15 protein-coding genes and 1 pseudogene are annotated in these 16,036 nt (G+C 35.0%); 8 read left to right on the top strand and 8 right to left on the bottom strand.

Going from position 1 to position 16,036, the window contains the following annotated elements; translation table 11 throughout:
* Nucleotides 1-23: 23 nt before the first annotated feature.
* The 5 genes and pseudogenes from ACFELV_RS07110 to ACFELV_RS07090 form a co-directional block, all read right to left on the bottom strand.
* Nucleotides 24-1,103 (bottom strand): IS4 family transposase, encoded by a 1,080-nt coding sequence (locus ACFELV_RS07110; protein WP_375326208.1) that lies wholly within the window; start codon nt 1,101-1,103, stop codon nt 24-26.
* 55 nt (nt 1,104-1,158) lie between these two features.
* Nucleotides 1,159-2,499 (bottom strand): hypothetical protein, encoded by a 1,341-nt coding sequence (locus tag ACFELV_RS07105; protein ID WP_375327356.1) that lies wholly within the window; start codon nt 2,497-2,499, stop codon nt 1,159-1,161.
* A gap of 31 nt (nt 2,500-2,530) precedes the next feature.
* Entirely contained in the window at nt 2,531-2,818 is a 288-nt protein-coding gene (locus ACFELV_RS07100) for a hypothetical protein (RefSeq protein ID WP_375327355.1), read from the bottom strand.
* Nucleotides 2,819-2,951: 133 nt separating this feature from the next.
* Nucleotides 2,952-4,256 (bottom strand): annotated as a pseudogene (locus ACFELV_RS07095) (citrate synthase).
* Nucleotides 4,257-4,284: 28 nt separating this feature from the next.
* A complete protein-coding gene (locus ACFELV_RS07090; protein ID WP_375327354.1) occupies nt 4,285-5,202 on the bottom strand; it encodes a uracil-DNA glycosylase family protein in 918 nt (305 codons plus the stop codon).
* Nucleotides 5,203-5,228: 26 nt separating this feature from the next.
* On the opposite strand from ACFELV_RS07090, the gene ACFELV_RS07085 reads away from it, so the two are divergent.
* Nucleotides 5,229-6,167, top strand: coding sequence for an RluA family pseudouridine synthase (locus ACFELV_RS07085; RefSeq protein WP_375327353.1), 939 nt, complete (start codon nt 5,229-5,231; stop codon nt 6,165-6,167).
* Nucleotides 6,164-7,039, top strand: a complete 876-nt coding sequence (gene prmC / locus ACFELV_RS07080; protein WP_375327352.1) for a peptide chain release factor N(5)-glutamine methyltransferase — start codon at nt 6,164-6,166, stop codon at nt 7,037-7,039. Before ACFELV_RS07085 ends, prmC begins: the two co-directional genes overlap by 4 nt.
* A gap of 75 nt (nt 7,040-7,114) precedes the next feature.
* On the opposite strand, the gene ACFELV_RS07075 is transcribed toward prmC, so the two are convergent.
* Both ACFELV_RS07075 and ACFELV_RS07070 read right to left on the bottom strand, forming a co-directional pair.
* Complete coding sequence (locus ACFELV_RS07075) at nt 7,115-7,501, bottom strand: hypothetical protein (protein WP_375327351.1); 387 nt, start codon at nt 7,499-7,501, stop codon at nt 7,115-7,117.
* A gap of 201 nt (nt 7,502-7,702) precedes the next feature.
* On the bottom strand, nt 7,703-8,110 hold the full coding sequence (locus tag ACFELV_RS07070; protein WP_375327350.1) for a hypothetical protein: 408 nt from the start codon (nt 8,108-8,110) through the stop codon (nt 7,703-7,705).
* A gap of 430 nt (nt 8,111-8,540) precedes the next feature.
* Between ACFELV_RS07070 and ACFELV_RS07065 the strand changes: the two genes are divergently transcribed.
* The 6 genes from ACFELV_RS07065 to ACFELV_RS07040 all read left to right on the top strand — a co-directional run bounded on the left by ACFELV_RS07065 (nt 8,541) and on the right by ACFELV_RS07040 (nt 14,909).
* Nucleotides 8,541-9,542, top strand: coding sequence for an FKBP-type peptidyl-prolyl cis-trans isomerase (locus tag ACFELV_RS07065; protein WP_375327349.1), 1,002 nt, complete (start codon nt 8,541-8,543; stop codon nt 9,540-9,542).
* A gap of 13 nt (nt 9,543-9,555) precedes the next feature.
* Nucleotides 9,556-10,446 (top strand): FAD-dependent thymidylate synthase, encoded by an 891-nt coding sequence (thyX, locus tag ACFELV_RS07060; protein ID WP_375327348.1) that lies wholly within the window; start codon nt 9,556-9,558, stop codon nt 10,444-10,446.
* A gap of 116 nt (nt 10,447-10,562) precedes the next feature.
* Nucleotides 10,563-12,077 (top strand): leucyl aminopeptidase, encoded by a 1,515-nt coding sequence (locus tag ACFELV_RS07055; protein ID WP_375327347.1) that lies wholly within the window; start codon nt 10,563-10,565, stop codon nt 12,075-12,077.
* A complete protein-coding gene (locus ACFELV_RS07050) occupies nt 12,064-12,882 on the top strand; it encodes a division plane positioning ATPase MipZ (RefSeq protein WP_375327346.1) in 819 nt (272 codons plus the stop codon). The genes ACFELV_RS07055 and ACFELV_RS07050 overlap by 14 nt, the downstream gene beginning before the upstream one ends.
* A 108-nt stretch (nt 12,883-12,990) precedes the next feature.
* On the top strand, nt 12,991-14,070 hold the full coding sequence (locus ACFELV_RS07045; protein WP_375327345.1) for a hypothetical protein: 1,080 nt from the start codon (nt 12,991-12,993) through the stop codon (nt 14,068-14,070).
* Nucleotides 14,040-14,909, top strand: coding sequence for a hypothetical protein (locus ACFELV_RS07040; RefSeq protein WP_375327344.1), 870 nt, complete (start codon nt 14,040-14,042; stop codon nt 14,907-14,909). The genes ACFELV_RS07045 and ACFELV_RS07040 overlap by 31 nt, the downstream gene beginning before the upstream one ends.
* Here the strand turns inward: ACFELV_RS07040 and ACFELV_RS07035 are convergent.
* Complete coding sequence (locus tag ACFELV_RS07035) at nt 14,900-15,979, bottom strand: IS4 family transposase (protein WP_375326208.1); 1,080 nt, start codon at nt 15,977-15,979, stop codon at nt 14,900-14,902. The genes ACFELV_RS07040 and ACFELV_RS07035 overlap by 10 nt on opposite strands.
* Nucleotides 15,980-16,036 lie beyond the last annotated feature (57 nt).

The following is a 16,036-nucleotide window of genomic DNA, read 5'->3' as shown; positions in this document are numbered from 1 at the left end:
TAGCTTTGCATAGTACCCCACACTTATTGTTGAAGTTGAAAGGCATGCATAATGTGTTTTCGTAGTAATGAAAACAACATAGCAGGGGTATCACTTAACGAGTTATAAAAATAATCTTTTATCCAATCAAATCCGTAAGTAAATAATGAGTATAATTTACGACCATGTTTTTTGATCTTTATAGGATAAATTTTGTTCTTAATGTCACCAGCAAGCACGCAAATAGCTAAGGATAAAGATACTATTGCAAATAGTTTTTCCAGCTTTTTTTGATCTGTAATGTGGGTATCTTCAATATTAAATCCAGATGACTTGAGAGACAGAAAAGGTCGCTCAATGCTCCACCTCTGCTTATATGCTAGCAAAGCACATTCACCAATAAGCACATTACTAGCAATAAATAGTTGCTCTCTTTCTAATTGCAAACAAGTTATTTTAATTGCCATACCATTGTAAATTTTGCTTTCTATAGTTTTAGTGTCACCCATTTGCATATCGGCAAAACATTTATTCAACTTCATCTTGCCACCGTTGAAATGCTTGACCTTCTCACTTTTTCTTAGCCTGATAGCAAAAGGTAATTTTTGGATTCCACCCATATATTGCAACCATTCCTCACCAACAAATTCCCGATCGGCAAGGATAAGCTCTATCATTTCCTTAGGTATAATTGTTAAAATTTGCTCAATCAATTTCTTTCTTTCATTAGTAGAAGAGTTGCCTTTTTTATCAAGTAACAACCATGCTATAGGAATTGAAATATTACCATAAACGATAGTTGCAACAAAAAAATTCAAATTTTTAATACCAAATTGCCAGCTGGTTCTATCTATGGCAAGGCTAATTTTACCTGTTAGACAGAGCAATTTAACAATAATTTTCCCTAAACTTATAAAGCACATATTTTGTTCTAAAAGCAAACGCTCAACTTTAACAATCTTGGCATGCAAATTGCCTTTAGAAGCGACATACAGTGCTAATTCTTTGATTCTCACAGTTTTAGCTTTTACTACTGCACAAATTAATTCTGCAAATGTTTTAATTCGTGCTGGGTGCCAATCTAAAAATATGTATAATATTTGGTATAGTGATTGAGAGTCCATTAATACCTCCTGTTGCTTGTTTCTCAGCGGAGATTAGTGACTCTCAGTCACTTATTCAATTTATTATTTTAACCCTCCTGTAAAATCTGTGGGGTACTATGATAGCTTTGTACTGTGCCTGACGTTCCTCTTCCTCTTTTGCCAGTTGAGCAAATAATTGTTGATCCTCACGGTACCGTTGAGCTGCTGCGCCCCCAGGAGCTTTGTCGATTTGTCCTGTTTCTATATTTCCCTTCCTTCGCGCGGCTAACTTTGCCTCTAATTCGGTGCTCAAATTTTTTTTAAGGTCACTTGATTGTGCCCCCTTCTTGAGACTTACTCCCTGAAGGGCGTTTGCAAAAGACTGGTTATGCATATTACTAACCTCCTTACTTGCGGGAAGTAAATCAGGCGGAGGCGGAGGTGCTGGTGGAACGGATGAGCTACTTACTGGCCCTACCGGTTCTGCCTTTAATGAAGTGGCAGGTGGTGTAGATACCATGTCACTATATTGATCAGCCGGAGTATTCACTCTCGTTTCCAGTACAGAAGCAGAATGTTTCACAGATGGCGAGAGCATTTCAGTTTTAGCATTCTCCAGTTTTACATGATCCTTCATTTCTACGTGTATTGGCGGAGGAGGTGACGGAGGGGTTGAAGGAATAGGAGGTGAAGCTGGAGGATTGGGGCCATCTGGTGCAGGGGACGCATTTGGGGATACTAGCGCAGAGACAAATTGAGCTGCCTGAGCTATCACTGCCTTATTGAGCAATGATATATCAGCAGTTGTCCCTAGCTCAGTCCATGTATGCTTACTTTCTTCTAGTGGTGTTAAAATTTTATTATTAGCTGGGGTAAGTTCGGGAGAACTGACAGATCGTAACAACTTGCTATGTTGCACAGCTGCTCTGTTCATGTCATCTACTTCAGGTATGCTATGTCGCCTGGTGATATTCTTTACTGCTCTTGTTGGCTCCGGTTTATCTATTATTGCGGTAGAGTTGCCTACATTGAGGCTTTGCTGAATATTATTATCTTGCTTTTTGGCTATTTCTTTTTCAGTTGCCTCAGCGGTCTCAATTACTCGCGCTTTCGTGAGTTTATTATATGGATCTTTTAAAAATTCAAATATAGAAGCAAAAAATCCTTTTATTGTAGTAATAATTGGATGACTATCTTTAATAGAACTAACGTTACGATACTTCATCTTTAATGCTTTCAGACCTTCTTTGCTCTCCCTATCCCCCTTCTCCGTCAAAGCTTCATACTCCTGACTCGCTTTTTGCATTACCTCAAACAAATGCGAATCGCCTAAGAGCGTTTTTAGCGTATGAAAATCCTCTGTTATTTCTTCAGCTTCCTCTATAAAATCTAACCTAACCCTCTTTGCAAAAACTTCTTGTATCCTGGTAATCAACGGTTTAAGAAAGCTGATTGCTCCTGACCTTTTAATATCTTCTGCACTTGCAAATTGCTCCTTTTTTTGCGAGGACAGTGGGCTCCGTCATCCCATCAGCGGCGGATTCGCGATCTGTAGAGACCACAGGAGACTTCTCATATTTGTCATGCTTGCCCTGCAGAAAATCAGCATTAGTATAGAATATGGAATTACCCACTTTCGTCCCATCTTCCTTATCTTGCGCAGCAATTATATCACTCATTAGATTGCCAGCTTGTTGCTTTTTTTTAGAGTCATCTTTATTACCCAGAGTGTACCCTCCCCTATTATCAGCCATATTCCACTTTTTAATTATTACTTATTTTATATTCCTTATTTTAGTGTAACATTATTAATTTACCAAAGTCAAAAAATAATTAAACAAAATTAAGAAATAATTTAGTAAACTTCTATCATGCACTATGCTGCAATTACCTTTTATCGAACGGACTAAATTCGCGCCTTATATGTCCAGTATATAATTGGCGTGGCCTGCTAATCTTTTGCTCTGGATCTTCGTGCATTTCTTTCCATTGTGCCATCCAACCTACCGTCCTTGCTATAGCAAAAAGTACTGTAAACATTTGAGAAGGAATGCCCATAGCTTGGTAAATAATTCCTGAATAAAAATCTACATTTGGGTAAAGCTTGCGATCGATAAAATATTGTTCATTAAGAGCAATTTTTTCTAATTCTGTTGCTATTTTAAGTAAAGTGTTATTATGTTGTCCTAATTCTGCTAATACTTCACTGCATACTTCTCTAAGGACCGCAGCTCTTGGATCATAACTTTTATAAACGCGGTGCCCAAAACCCATTAAACGAAATGGATTATTTTTATCTTGGGCCTTAGCGATATATTCCGGAATTCTCTCTACAGTACCAATTTCCTTTAGCATGTTAATTACTGCCTCATTAGCACCTCCATGAGCTGGCCCCCACAAGGAAGCTATACCAGTACTAATACATGCAAATGGATTAGCCCCCGACGACCCAGCCAAACGTACTATGGAGGTAGAAGCATTTTGCTCGTGATCCGCATGGAGAATAAATATCTTATCTAAGGCATTTTTGATTATAGGATTTACTTAGTACTTTTCACAAGGCGTGGCAAACATCATGTAAAGAAAATTTTCAGTAAAATCCAAACTATTGTCAGGATAAATAAAGGGTTGTCCTATTGAATATTTATAAGCCATGGCAGCAATTGTTGGCATTTTAGAAATCATTCGAATGGCGATTAATTCTCGCTCATGATCTTCAACATTTAAAAAATCTGGATAAAATGCTGATAACGATCCAACTACAGCAAGTAAAATTGCCATAGGATGAGCTGAAAAACGAAACGCCATAAACAAACTTCTAAGCCTTTCATTAAGCAGGGAGTGATGAGAAATTTTCTGAGCAAAAGATTCATACTGCCCCTTGTTGGGTAATTCACTATTTAATAGTAAATATGCTACTTCTAAAAAATCACATTTTTCCGCTAAAGTTTTAATATCATACCCTCTATGTCTTAATATCCCTTTATCTCCATCTATATATGTCATTGCTGATTTACAAGAAGCAGTCGACATAAAGCCAGGATCATACGTAAAATAGCCTGTCAATGAATATATATTAGTCACATCAATAACATCCGGCCCTATTGTCGATTTTTTAATTGGCAAATTAACAACTTTATCTCCTATCCTTAATTCCACTTCTTCTAAAGTGGGCACATCACTATTTTTCATATAAATTCCTCTGATAATTATAAATTTGCTAACTATTAGTTGGTCGAATGTTAATATTAACAAACTCTTGAATTCTTAACAAGTCATACCACGTAGTTTTCTTTTGGAGAGGTTGTCTGAGTAAATAGGCAGGGTGAAAAATAGCGGTAGTTTGGATAGGATCTATAAGATATGGATTAGTGTACCAGTAATATTCTTGCCTAATTTTAGTAACTCCAGCATTTTTTCCCAGCAAACTTGTAGCAGCTACATTACCTACTAATATAATTAGCTTGGGTTTGATTAAAGCAATATGTTTTTCGACAAACGGCCTACATATATCTATTTCATCTAGGGTGGGTTGACGATTAGCAGGAGGTCGCCAAAAAACAGTATTAGTAATATAGGCATTATCCTTTCGTGAGATGTTAATCGATGCTAATATCTTATCAAGCAATTGACCACTTTCTCCGCAGAAAGGGATCCCTTGCGTATCTTCAGTGCTACCGGGAGCCTCTCCAATCAACATAATAGAACTATTTGGATTACCGTCTGCAAATACTGTATTATTTGCTAATTTTTTTAAACTGCACCCTTCAAATGCCATTAACGATTTTTTTAATTCCTCTAAATTTGTAGCCTTATCCGCTAGTTCTCGCGCCTGCTGTAGAACAGAAGTAGCGTTAGGTAAGGGGTCTAATGTCCTTTTAGCATAAACTGAACTATTAGTATTTTTTAAAGAATTAATATTGGCATTTGCTCTTTTAGGCTTTATATTACTAATTGTTGGCACAGTTATTTTATTATCTGACTGAAGTTGGGACATAGGCAATGTTGTTAACTGGTTACTAGTACTGATAGTATTGATTAAATTTTTAGATTGCTTACCTGGTTCTAAAAAATAGTAATCTATCCCAATGACGCGCAACCATTTAAGGTGATTGATTTTGTTTATTAAATGATCCATTGTTATTATTAAAAAATTCTTAAGTGATGGAAGAACATATCATACCAAACAATTTACATGGTTTTAGGCTTGATAAAGCTTTAACCTATCTTATCAATCCAACTTCTAGAAGCCAAATACAAAAAATTATTAATGACTTACAAGTCAAAGTGAATGGCTTAATTATTCCTCATCCTAACTATAAGGTCAAGGAGAATGATGTTATTAAAATAGAGTTTCAAAAACTCTCACCTTTAACAATGCAGCCAGCTAATATTCAACTTGATATTTGCTATGAAGATACAGATTTAATAGTGCTCAACAAAGCAGCTGGAATGATTGTACACCCAGGGAATGGCAATTACCACGATACTTTAGTCAATGCTTTACTTTATCATACTCAATCTTTATCTAATGTAGGAGGAGATGAACGTCCAGGTATTGTACATCGCTTAGATAAAGATACTACTGGACTAATGGTAGTCGCAAAAAATAACTTCTCTCACGCACATTTAGCACAACAAATAGAAACACGACAACTGAAACGTAAATATAAGGCGTTGATCTGGGGGGTCATTAACCCCCTGGAAGGCATCATTAAAAATAATATAGGGCGCAGTAGAATTGCTAGAGAAAAAATGACTATTCTCAAGTTTGGGGGCAAAGAAGCAATCACGCATTATAAGACAGAAGACATACTATTTCATGGTTTGATAAGCATGGTAGAATGTCAGCTTACTACTGGACGCACTCATCAAATTCGAGTACAATTAAGCCATTTAAAACACTCTCTGGTGGGCGATCAAACTTATGGCAATAATAGCCGAAAGATTAGCCATAGCCCTGTTACAATCAAAGAAAAACTCGCTAATTTTAAACGACAAGCTCTTCACTCATGGTATATCAGCTTTACCCACCCAGTAAATAATCGTTTACTTGAATTTCAGTCTGCCCTGCCCGCAGATATTCTAGACATAATCTCATGATCATTAATTTAAAGGAGTCCAAAACTATACAAGCATTATTAACATATGGTGCCAGAAAGTTAGAGGCGATTGGAATCAATACTGCAAATTTAGAAGCTAGGATATTAATGCAATATGTCACTAATAAACCAATTGAGTATTTATTAGCCAGGTTTGAAGAAGTATTACCGCTAACACAGCAAATTACTTTTAAAGAATTAATTAATCGACGTCTCACTCTAGAACCAATAGCTTATATTATTGGAGTTAAAGAATTTTATGGTTACCAATTTATAGTAAACAATAAAGTACTAATTCCACGTCAAGATACTGAAATTATCGTGGAGGCAATTCTAAATGAGAATAATAATTTGGCTTCAGAAACCACTATACTAGAGCTTGGGACTGGTAGTGGGTGCATCGCCATCAGTCTCCTGTTAGAGCGAAAAAATCTTAAGCTCACCGCTACCGATATTAGTAAAGACGCCATAGTAATTGCCACACAAAATGCTAACCGACATAATGTTCTACCAAGGTTATCAATAATTCATAGCGATTGGTTTCAGAATCTAAAAAATAAAAAGTTTGATATTATTGTCAGTAACCCCCCTTATATCTCCTATAATGACATTCAATATATGGCACCTGAAACTTTCAAATATGAACCTAAGTCTGCATTATTTGCTGAGAATAATGGCCTAGCTGGCTATTATATAATAGCCCAGTGTGCTAAAAATTTTTTAAAAGACCAGGGTAAAATATTTTTGGAAATTGGTTTGAGGCAAACAGAGATAGTAAAAGAAATTTTTACCCACTATCATTATACATTTAAACAAATTTATCGAGATTTAGCAGGACAAGATAGAGTACTGTTATTTATTGCACCATCATAACTATACTCTTGAAATCCATCGAGCATACCTACTCTGCTTCTCAAACATAGTGGTAAGAGTTTTCACAATCAATAATTAGTAAGTGGTAGTACGGGTATGCGGTATCACCATGCCCCCACAATTTACATGACAGGTATGATAATCTACCATACATCTTTTTACGCATTGATCATTATCATTGAAACCAAAGTTAAAGTCATCAGACAATTTGGTACCTTGATTTATTTTACGTAAATCCCTATTTTGTTGCTCTAAGCTTCTAATTAAGCGAGATTGATTCGCTTTGTCTAAACAATAATTTTCACAACTTGTTTTGGATAACAAACAATTATTAGCGCACATTGCCCCAAACTCAGTTGGTGGTGGAACAATTTCATATTCAGTAGTATATATGGGGCCACAAGCTGCTAGGCTTAAAATTAGTAATGACGAAAGAAATTTAACTACTAATCTTATATACATTAAAACCATGCCACTATTAGGTTACAAAAATATAGGTAGCATAAAATCGCTCTACTGTCAATTAATATAAACTAATGCCCTCTTCTCTTATAGCTAATTATTCCTATATTAATACTGAATTCTATATAACTTACTTATATATAGAATTCAGAATATATACAGGCAATTTATCGACTCATTACCTTTGATAAATCACGCTATTTATTCTACTATTGCCTCACTATTGTTCCCTACTATAGAGACTATATTATCATCATATGCATAATGTTCTACACCTATCTGAATATTACCCTGTCCCTTTATCTCTTTTAATTTACAATCGGGGGTTCCCAATGATTCTCCTTTTACAGATAGCACGTTATTATTAGAGTTGAGATAAACACAACCATAACCATCAACATCGGCTTTCACGGGCGCGCCCAATGTTACTTCACAACTTTGTGTAATCGATATGTTAAATTCTGAAGCTTGAAACCCAAAATTTATACTATCATTATCAGTATAAGGAGAATTTGCTTGAGTATCTCGACCATTAATAATCAAATTTTGGGCAGTAACTATATTATAGTAACCTTCCTTTGTAAGGTTGCCGATAATAGCTTCATGCACCCCTATACGACCATCTGTATGTAGTTTGTCAGCAACCTCATGCCTAACGTTGGTTAAGATAGTCAGCGTTTTGATACCATGAGTCTTTTCTGCAAATCTTGTACTTAGCGTGGTAGTGCCATAATAGAGACATACTATATTATTTCTAGACTAGTAATATTTAATAAGTAAGTAAAACTATAGCTGCGAAAATTATATGTAACATATTAAAAAATTTTAAGATTACAACTTAATTGTCACAAATTTGGATGAAAGGCTTTATATTAGGGAATTAATATGAGCTATAGTATGATTTTAAGTACATTCCTCCTGCCCCTAATTTAATCACGACACTTGATCCTCTATTTATAAAAAAGCCCACTAATTATCTTGCAATTAATAAATTAGGTTATGTATAATTCTGTCAATTAGTGAAACTAAAAAAATTATTATGCAAAAATTCTTAAGCCTGATCATTGGGATGGCAATTATTTATTCTATTATTCAGGCAAAAATGCTGCCAACACCATCGTTAGAAGGCGAACATCCTAAAGCAGAACGCCAAAATAATGCACCCAATCATAACATTGCTACTTCTACTGAACCAGAGAAGCTAGAATTAACAGGTAATTTTTTGGAAAAATCTATTTCTAAAATAGTAATTAACTCTCTTAAAACAGAACAAGGGCGGTTATTTTTTGAAAATTTGCTACAGCCCCAAAATAACCTTAACTCAAAAGGAGATCATACTATAGAAGTAAATCGAAACCTAGTGCAACCACTATTTAAAATTCAAACTTTAAAGGAAGGAACCATTGGCCCTGTAACTTGTGGACACACCGTTAATATCCAATACCAAATCTCAGACATCCATGATAATTTAATTGCTCTTGCTACTAAAACATTCCTACTTGGCTCTAAGCCTATTCTACCAGGTATTGATATAGTAACAGCAGGGATGAAGGTTGGAGAATCACGGCAAGCGGTCCTACCCCCCAAATATGCCTATTATAGCCCTGGCTATAGAGCGGCCAACATAAATCATGATGCCTCTTATAAAGTACAGATCGTATTAAATTCAGCATTACCTAATAACTTTATTGATAGTAATGAAGTAAAAATTTTTGATGATAAGACAACTTATAAAGTACCATTATTATGTGGAGATAAAGTCAAACTTAATGCAAAAATTACTCGTTTATCAAATAACCAAGTACTGTTTGATTCAAAACAAACGGGACGCAATATTGATATGACAATAGGAGATATAAGCTATCCTTTAATTGTTTCATATGCGCTACACGGTAAAGTACCCGTAGGTACAAGAACAGTGATAGCCAAAGGTAAAACCTTTAACACCCTAGGATCACAATTGAATCAAATGCTGGCGCAAGATAAAATACCTATGGATGAATATCTAATGTTAGAATTAACTGATTTTAAAACAGAATAATTGAAGTAATATAATGCACAATAATTACACTACTAAAAGAGCAACAGTACCAGCGATAGAAGACTTACTATTTGAACCATTAAAGGTATTAGATCATGGATTTATTAGAGTGATTGATTATATGGGAGATGATAGTAGCATTGTACAAGCAGCACGTGTATCATATGGCAAAGGTACTAAACAATTAAATCAAGATAAAGGGTTAATTAATTATTTAATGAGGCATAAACACACCACTCCTTTTGAAATGTGTGATATTAAATTTCATATTAAATTACCTATTTTTGTTGCCAGACAATGGATACGGCATAGAACTGCTAGTGTTAACGAATATTCAGCTAGATATTCTATCCTAGGAAATGAATTTTATTTACCTGATAGACAAAATCTAGCTAGCCAGTCCTTAACTAATAAACAAGGTAGAAGTGACGAAGAAATACCAAAAGAGATTGCAGATAAAGTATTAGCATTGCTAGAGGAAGATGCTAAAACGTGCTATCAACATTATACTGCCATGATGAACCAGGATGAACAAGGTAATATAATTGACCCAAATACTATTGGTATTACTAGGGAACTCGCAAGAATGAATTTAACTCTAAACTATTATACCGAATGGTATTGGAAAGTGAATCTCCATAATCTATTAAATTTTCTGTTACTTAGAGCGGATCCTCATGCGCAATATGAGATCAGGGTATATGCTGATAAAATGTTAGATATAGTAAAAAACTGGCTTCCTTTAACCTATGAAGCGTTTAACGAATACAGAGTCGAGGGAAGTACTATTTCCAAAAAAGGCCTGGCCGTGATCAAAAAGCTCATTAATCACGAGAATATTACGCAAGAAACGAGTGGCATGACTAGGAGAGAATGGGATGAATTAATGCAAGTCATTAAATAGAATTTTGGATGAATAATTCAATTAAATTGCGGTATCATTATAAATAGTGATATTTACTTGTAAAAACTAAAATAATTGATAAATTAATCCTAATTTTTAAAATAGAATGAGGATCCATGTTCAACAATATTAGCTTTATCAGCACCGAATTATCAAATAATCAAGGAATTGTAGTTTTTATTAATGAGCAGCTAAAATTAAATAGTGAGCTATTATTACTTGACCAGCAATATCATGGTTTAATTTCTAAAACTATTCACAATAAATTAATTTTTACAGGTAAACCAACTGAGGTAAAAGTAGTAAACTCTATTGGTAAAGATGGGGAAGTAAAATATTTAATATTAGTGAGCTTAGGTGATGAAACAAAGCTACAAAATTTTGAGATAGAAGAAATAGGAGGGAAAATTTTATCAAATTGTCTTACTCATAAAATCAAGTCAGTGGGGATAAGGATTTCGCTTAATATAGGCCGATATGATCCCGCCACTTTTGCTTGCTTAATAGCTAGTGGTTTCCTGCGTGGCTCATATAAATTTGATAAATATAAGACGAAGCAAACTGATATAGAGAAATTTATGGTAGATCACTTAGAGATTTCTTTAGATAACTCTTTTGACGCTATAGAACTATTTAATGAGAAAAAGTCATTAGCTGAAGCGATCGTTTTTGCCCGCAACATTATTAATGAGCCCGCAAATATTAAGAACCCTCAAACTTATTCTGAAAGAATCTTAGAATATCTTGAACCATTAGGTGTAAAAGTTACTATTATTGGGGAAAGAGAAATGAAAAACTTAAGAATGGGAGCTTTATTAGGAGTAGGTCAAGGATCACAAAATGAGTCTAAACTGGTAGTAATGGAATATAATGGTGGAAATGAGAAACAGCCGCCGATAGCACTGGTAGGAAAAGGAGTCACTTTTGACAGCGGGGGTATATCTCTTAAACCATCTGCAAATATGGGAGAAATGAAATATGATATGGCCGGCTCAGCCTCAGTAGTTGGGAGTCTACTCGCCCTAGCAGGACGTCAGGCTAAAGCTAATGTAGTGGGAGTTGTAGGTTTAGTTGAGAATATGCCTTCTGGTAATGCTCAACGCCCGGGAGATATTGTTACTACAATGTCTACTAAAACAGTAGAGGTACTTGATACCGATGCTGAAGGAAGATTAGTGTTAGCAGATGCGATTTGGTATGTTCAAGAAAAATTTAATCCTCAATGCGTGATTGATCTGGCTACTCTAACTGGCGCTATAGTGACAGCTCTTGGTACGACTTATGCGGGATGTTTCTCTAATAATGATAAGCTAGCCAACCAGTTAATAGACACGGGTAATAAAGTTAATGAGAAATTATGGCGTATGCCTATGCATAAAGATTTTAAAGAAATGATTAAATCAGAGACAGCCGATATTGCCAATATTAGTACTGTTGGTAGGGGAGCTAATAGTTCAACCGCTGCGCATTTTATAGAACATTTTGTGAAAGATGGAATGGCTTGGGCCCATCTTGATATTGCTGGAGTAGCTTATACTAAAGCAGGTAAGAATACAGGGGTTAAAGGAGCAGTAGGGTTTGGGATAAGCTTGCTAAATCAACTTATTAAAGATTATTATGAAGAACAATAAACATAAACAAGGGCATGTTTTTGTAATAGGCAATGAAAAAGGTGGAGCAGGTAAAACTACTTGTTCCATGCACCTGATTGTTAGCCTACTTTATCATGGCTATAAAGTGGCAAGTATAGATACGGATACTAGGCAAGCCTCATTAACTAGCTATTTTACTAATAGGACTAATTATAATTTAAATAATCCCAACCACCTAGTACTATGCCCTACCCACTTTCATTTAACTGAAAGTCCTCAACAAATTATAGCGCACAAGGAAGAAGAAGAAAAAGCTAATTTTGAAGCAATATTTCAACAAGTGCAAGATGCAAACTATATTATTATCGATACACCTGGTAATTATTCTTTTCTCTCCAGATTAGCTCATTCTTATGCAGATACTATCATTACCCCCATCAATGATAGCTTCCTTGATTTTGATGTGCTAGCTAAAGTTGATGCACACAACTGCTCAATTATTACGCCCTCAATATATAGTCAAATGATCTGGGAACAAAAAATGCAAAAAGCTAGTAGAAATGGCGGCACAATTGAATGGTTTATAATGCGTAATAGGCTTAGCAACTTAGATGCAGTCAATAAAAGGAAAGTTTATGCTGCTCTTACACAATTATCAAAAAGAATTAGCTTTAAAATTGCTCCCGGTTTTAGTGAAAGAGTAATTTTCCGTGAGTTATTTTTACAAGGTTTAACATTACTCGATCTAAAAACCGCTAACTACGGTAAAAGTTTCAACATATCTCATGTTGCCGCCAGGCAAGAACTAAGAGATTTTCTAAAATATCTTGATATAGTACTATAAAACTATTGACACATTTTGTTCCTAAACAATTATAGGTTTATAAATTGCTTGACGAAACTAACCAATTTATTATAGAATATAGTAATCTTGATCAGTTGGAGAAGTGAAATGCCCACCCTGCACGATAAGACACATAAGCTAAAGTTAGAGATTGAGAGATTAGGCTTCGATACAGCTAAAAAATCTGAAGCGAAGCTACAAGCTAAAGCACATACTCTAAAGTTAGGGTTTGATGGATTAGAATTCGACCAACCCAAAGAAGGTGGGGTTCATGCAGCCGGAATAGCAGGCGGAATATATAAGGATAAGAATGGCAAAAGATCGATGGTTAAATGCGAAAGTGATTTTCGCAAAAATATCTCAGAATTTCTAAGATCCCAATTTTTCCAAGTGTTAAGCCCTGGCTCTGGTGCGAAAGTGTCACTTATTGCCCCTCAACCTATGAGTAAAAAATTATATCACGAAGGGGGCAAGATACAGGATAATGGATCAAATATATATGTAAAATCTGATTTTTTTGATCATTATAGTAATGACATGTATAAAGATATGGATGCGTACATGTCAGCTAAAACCAGGCCAAGCGACTTTGCAAGAAAATTAGAGGGTAGCAAAGCCAAAGGTAGACCTGCGTTCATGGGTACCAGAGAATGGTGGAGCAAGACTCTTACTAATGCCTTTAAAGAACGAAATTATCAAGGTTTTGAGCAAATAGCTCCTGTTAGTTTACTAATAAATGATTTTGACTTTCATACAGGCAATATAGGTGTTATTGAAGATCCTAAAGAAACTGATCCTAGATTAGTTCGGATAGATTTTGCTGAAAGCTTTAATAATTTGGAGGAGGCAATACATCCCCATTCTAGAAGTAAGCATCTTCCATTATGGGGTCCTACTAACCATTATCTAGAATTTCCTAATTATTTAAAAAATAATGATTTATTTGCAGACAGTGTACTCAAAACTGCAAAAATTGACTTAAGCTCAGCAATTCCTCCAATGTTCCAAGAATTAGCACGCTATTATACTCAGGAAGCATTGGCGCAGTGGGCCCAAAAGGTCATGCCTAGTAAATTCGGCAAGGTACCAATAACACAAATTACAATTCAAGATATTCAAACTCGTTTCACAGAAATAATGCAAAAAAGCAGGAGTCTTTGGAAGAATACGGAGTGCAAATTAAACTGAGTATTTTAGATTCAGCAAAGACAATTGAGGAAAACAAATTAAAGCAATTAATACGAGACCATTTTTCCTATTTTAATGACATAATCAATTGCAATAAAGGAAAAAAATTAAAAAAAAGATTTCAGGAAGAATATCAGCTTACGAATAACATTTCTCAGCTCTTAATACAAATGATCACTAAATTATTCCATATGATAATTAAAGAGCAAGGGCTAGGGCTAGAAGAAAAATTTAGGCAAAAAATCCTGCATATAGCTAAAAACACTCTCCAAGAAACTCCAACTGCTAGAAAAAATGATGTTCAGTTACTTAATACTCAACAGCAAGGTGCGGTGGTAGCAAAAGAAGCACAAATAACCTCAGTGACAAAGCCTATAAGTAATAATGCCCTTTACCCCGTTATTGTTAAAATCGGCAAGGCAAAAGAAGATAGCAATGCTACTACCTCTATGGGGTCAATAAAACACACCACCTTGCCACCGCAGCTCAACAATATTATACAAGAAGGACAATCTAAAACAACATTAGACCAGAAGAAAATAACAGTAGTACAAGAAAGTCCAATCAAATCTATACCTCCTTGTCCCAAAAGTAACGAAGAAATAACAAGAATAATCGAAGAACTAGCTAAAAAGTTAAAGAAGGAAAATGTTGCAACAAAGATCGAACTATTAAAGATCGCCCTAACAGATGATGGTATATTACCAGAGCAGAAAATAGTGATATTGCAGGAAATATCAATTAAGGAAGAGGACAGAAGAAGAGATGCTCTAATTGACTCTAGTGCTGCAAACTCCTTGATAGCAGGAAAAGTCATAGTACCCCACACTTATTGTTGAAGTTGAAAGGCATGCATAATGTGTTTTCGTAGTAATGAAAACAACATAGCAGGGGTATCACTTAACGAGTTATAAAAATAATCTTTTATCCAATCAAATCCGTAAGTAAATAATGAGTATAATTTACGACCATGTTTTTTGATCTTTATAGGATAAATTTTGTTCTTAATGTCACCAGCAAGCACGCAAATAGCTAAGGATAAAGATACTATTGCAAATAGTTTTTCCAGCTTTTTTTGATCTGTAATGTGGGTATCTTCAATATTAAATCCAGATGACTTGAGAGACAGAAAAGGTCGCTCAATGCTCCACCTCTGCTTATATGCTAGCAAAGCACATTCACCAATAAGCACATTACTAGCAATAAATAGTTGCTCTCTTTCTAATTGCAAACAAGTTATTTTAATTGCCATACCATTGTAAATTTTGCTTTCTATAGTTTTAGTGTCACCCATTTGCATATCGGCAAAACATTTATTCAACTTCATCTTGCCACCGTTGAAATGCTTGACCTTCTCACTTTTTCTTAGCCTGATAGCAAAAGGTAATTTTTGGATTCCACCCATATATTGCAACCATTCCTCACCAACAAATTCCCGATCGGCAAGGATAAGCTCTATCATTTCCTTAGGTATAATTGTTAAAATTTGCTCAATCAATTTCTTTCTTTCATTAGTAGAAGAGTTGCCTTTTTTATCAAGTAACAACCATGCTATAGGAATTGAAATATTACCATAAACGATAGTTGCAACAAAAAAATTCAAATTTTTAATACCAAATTGCCAGCTGGTTCTATCTATGGCAAGGCTAATTTTACCTGTTAGACAGAGCAATTTAACAATAATTTTCCCTAAACTTATAAAGCACATATTTTGTTCTAAAAGCAAACGCTCAACTTTAACAATCTTGGCATGCAAATTGCCTTTAGAAGCGACATACAGTGCTAATTCTTTGATTCTCACAGTTTTAGCTTTTACTACTGCACAAATTAATTCTGCAAATGTTTTAATTCGTGCTGGGTGCCAATCTAAAAATATGTATAATATTTGGTATAGTGATTGAGAGTCCATTAATACCTCCTGTTGCTTGTTTCTCAGCGGAGATTAGTGACTCTCAGTCACTTATTC

Origin of the sequence: Candidatus Tisiphia endosymbiont of Nemotelus uliginosus (genome assembly GCF_964264835.1) — a bacterium.
Lineage (GTDB): Bacteria > Pseudomonadota > Alphaproteobacteria > Rickettsiales > Rickettsiaceae > Tisiphia.
This window is presented reverse-complemented; position numbering and strand designations above follow the sequence as displayed.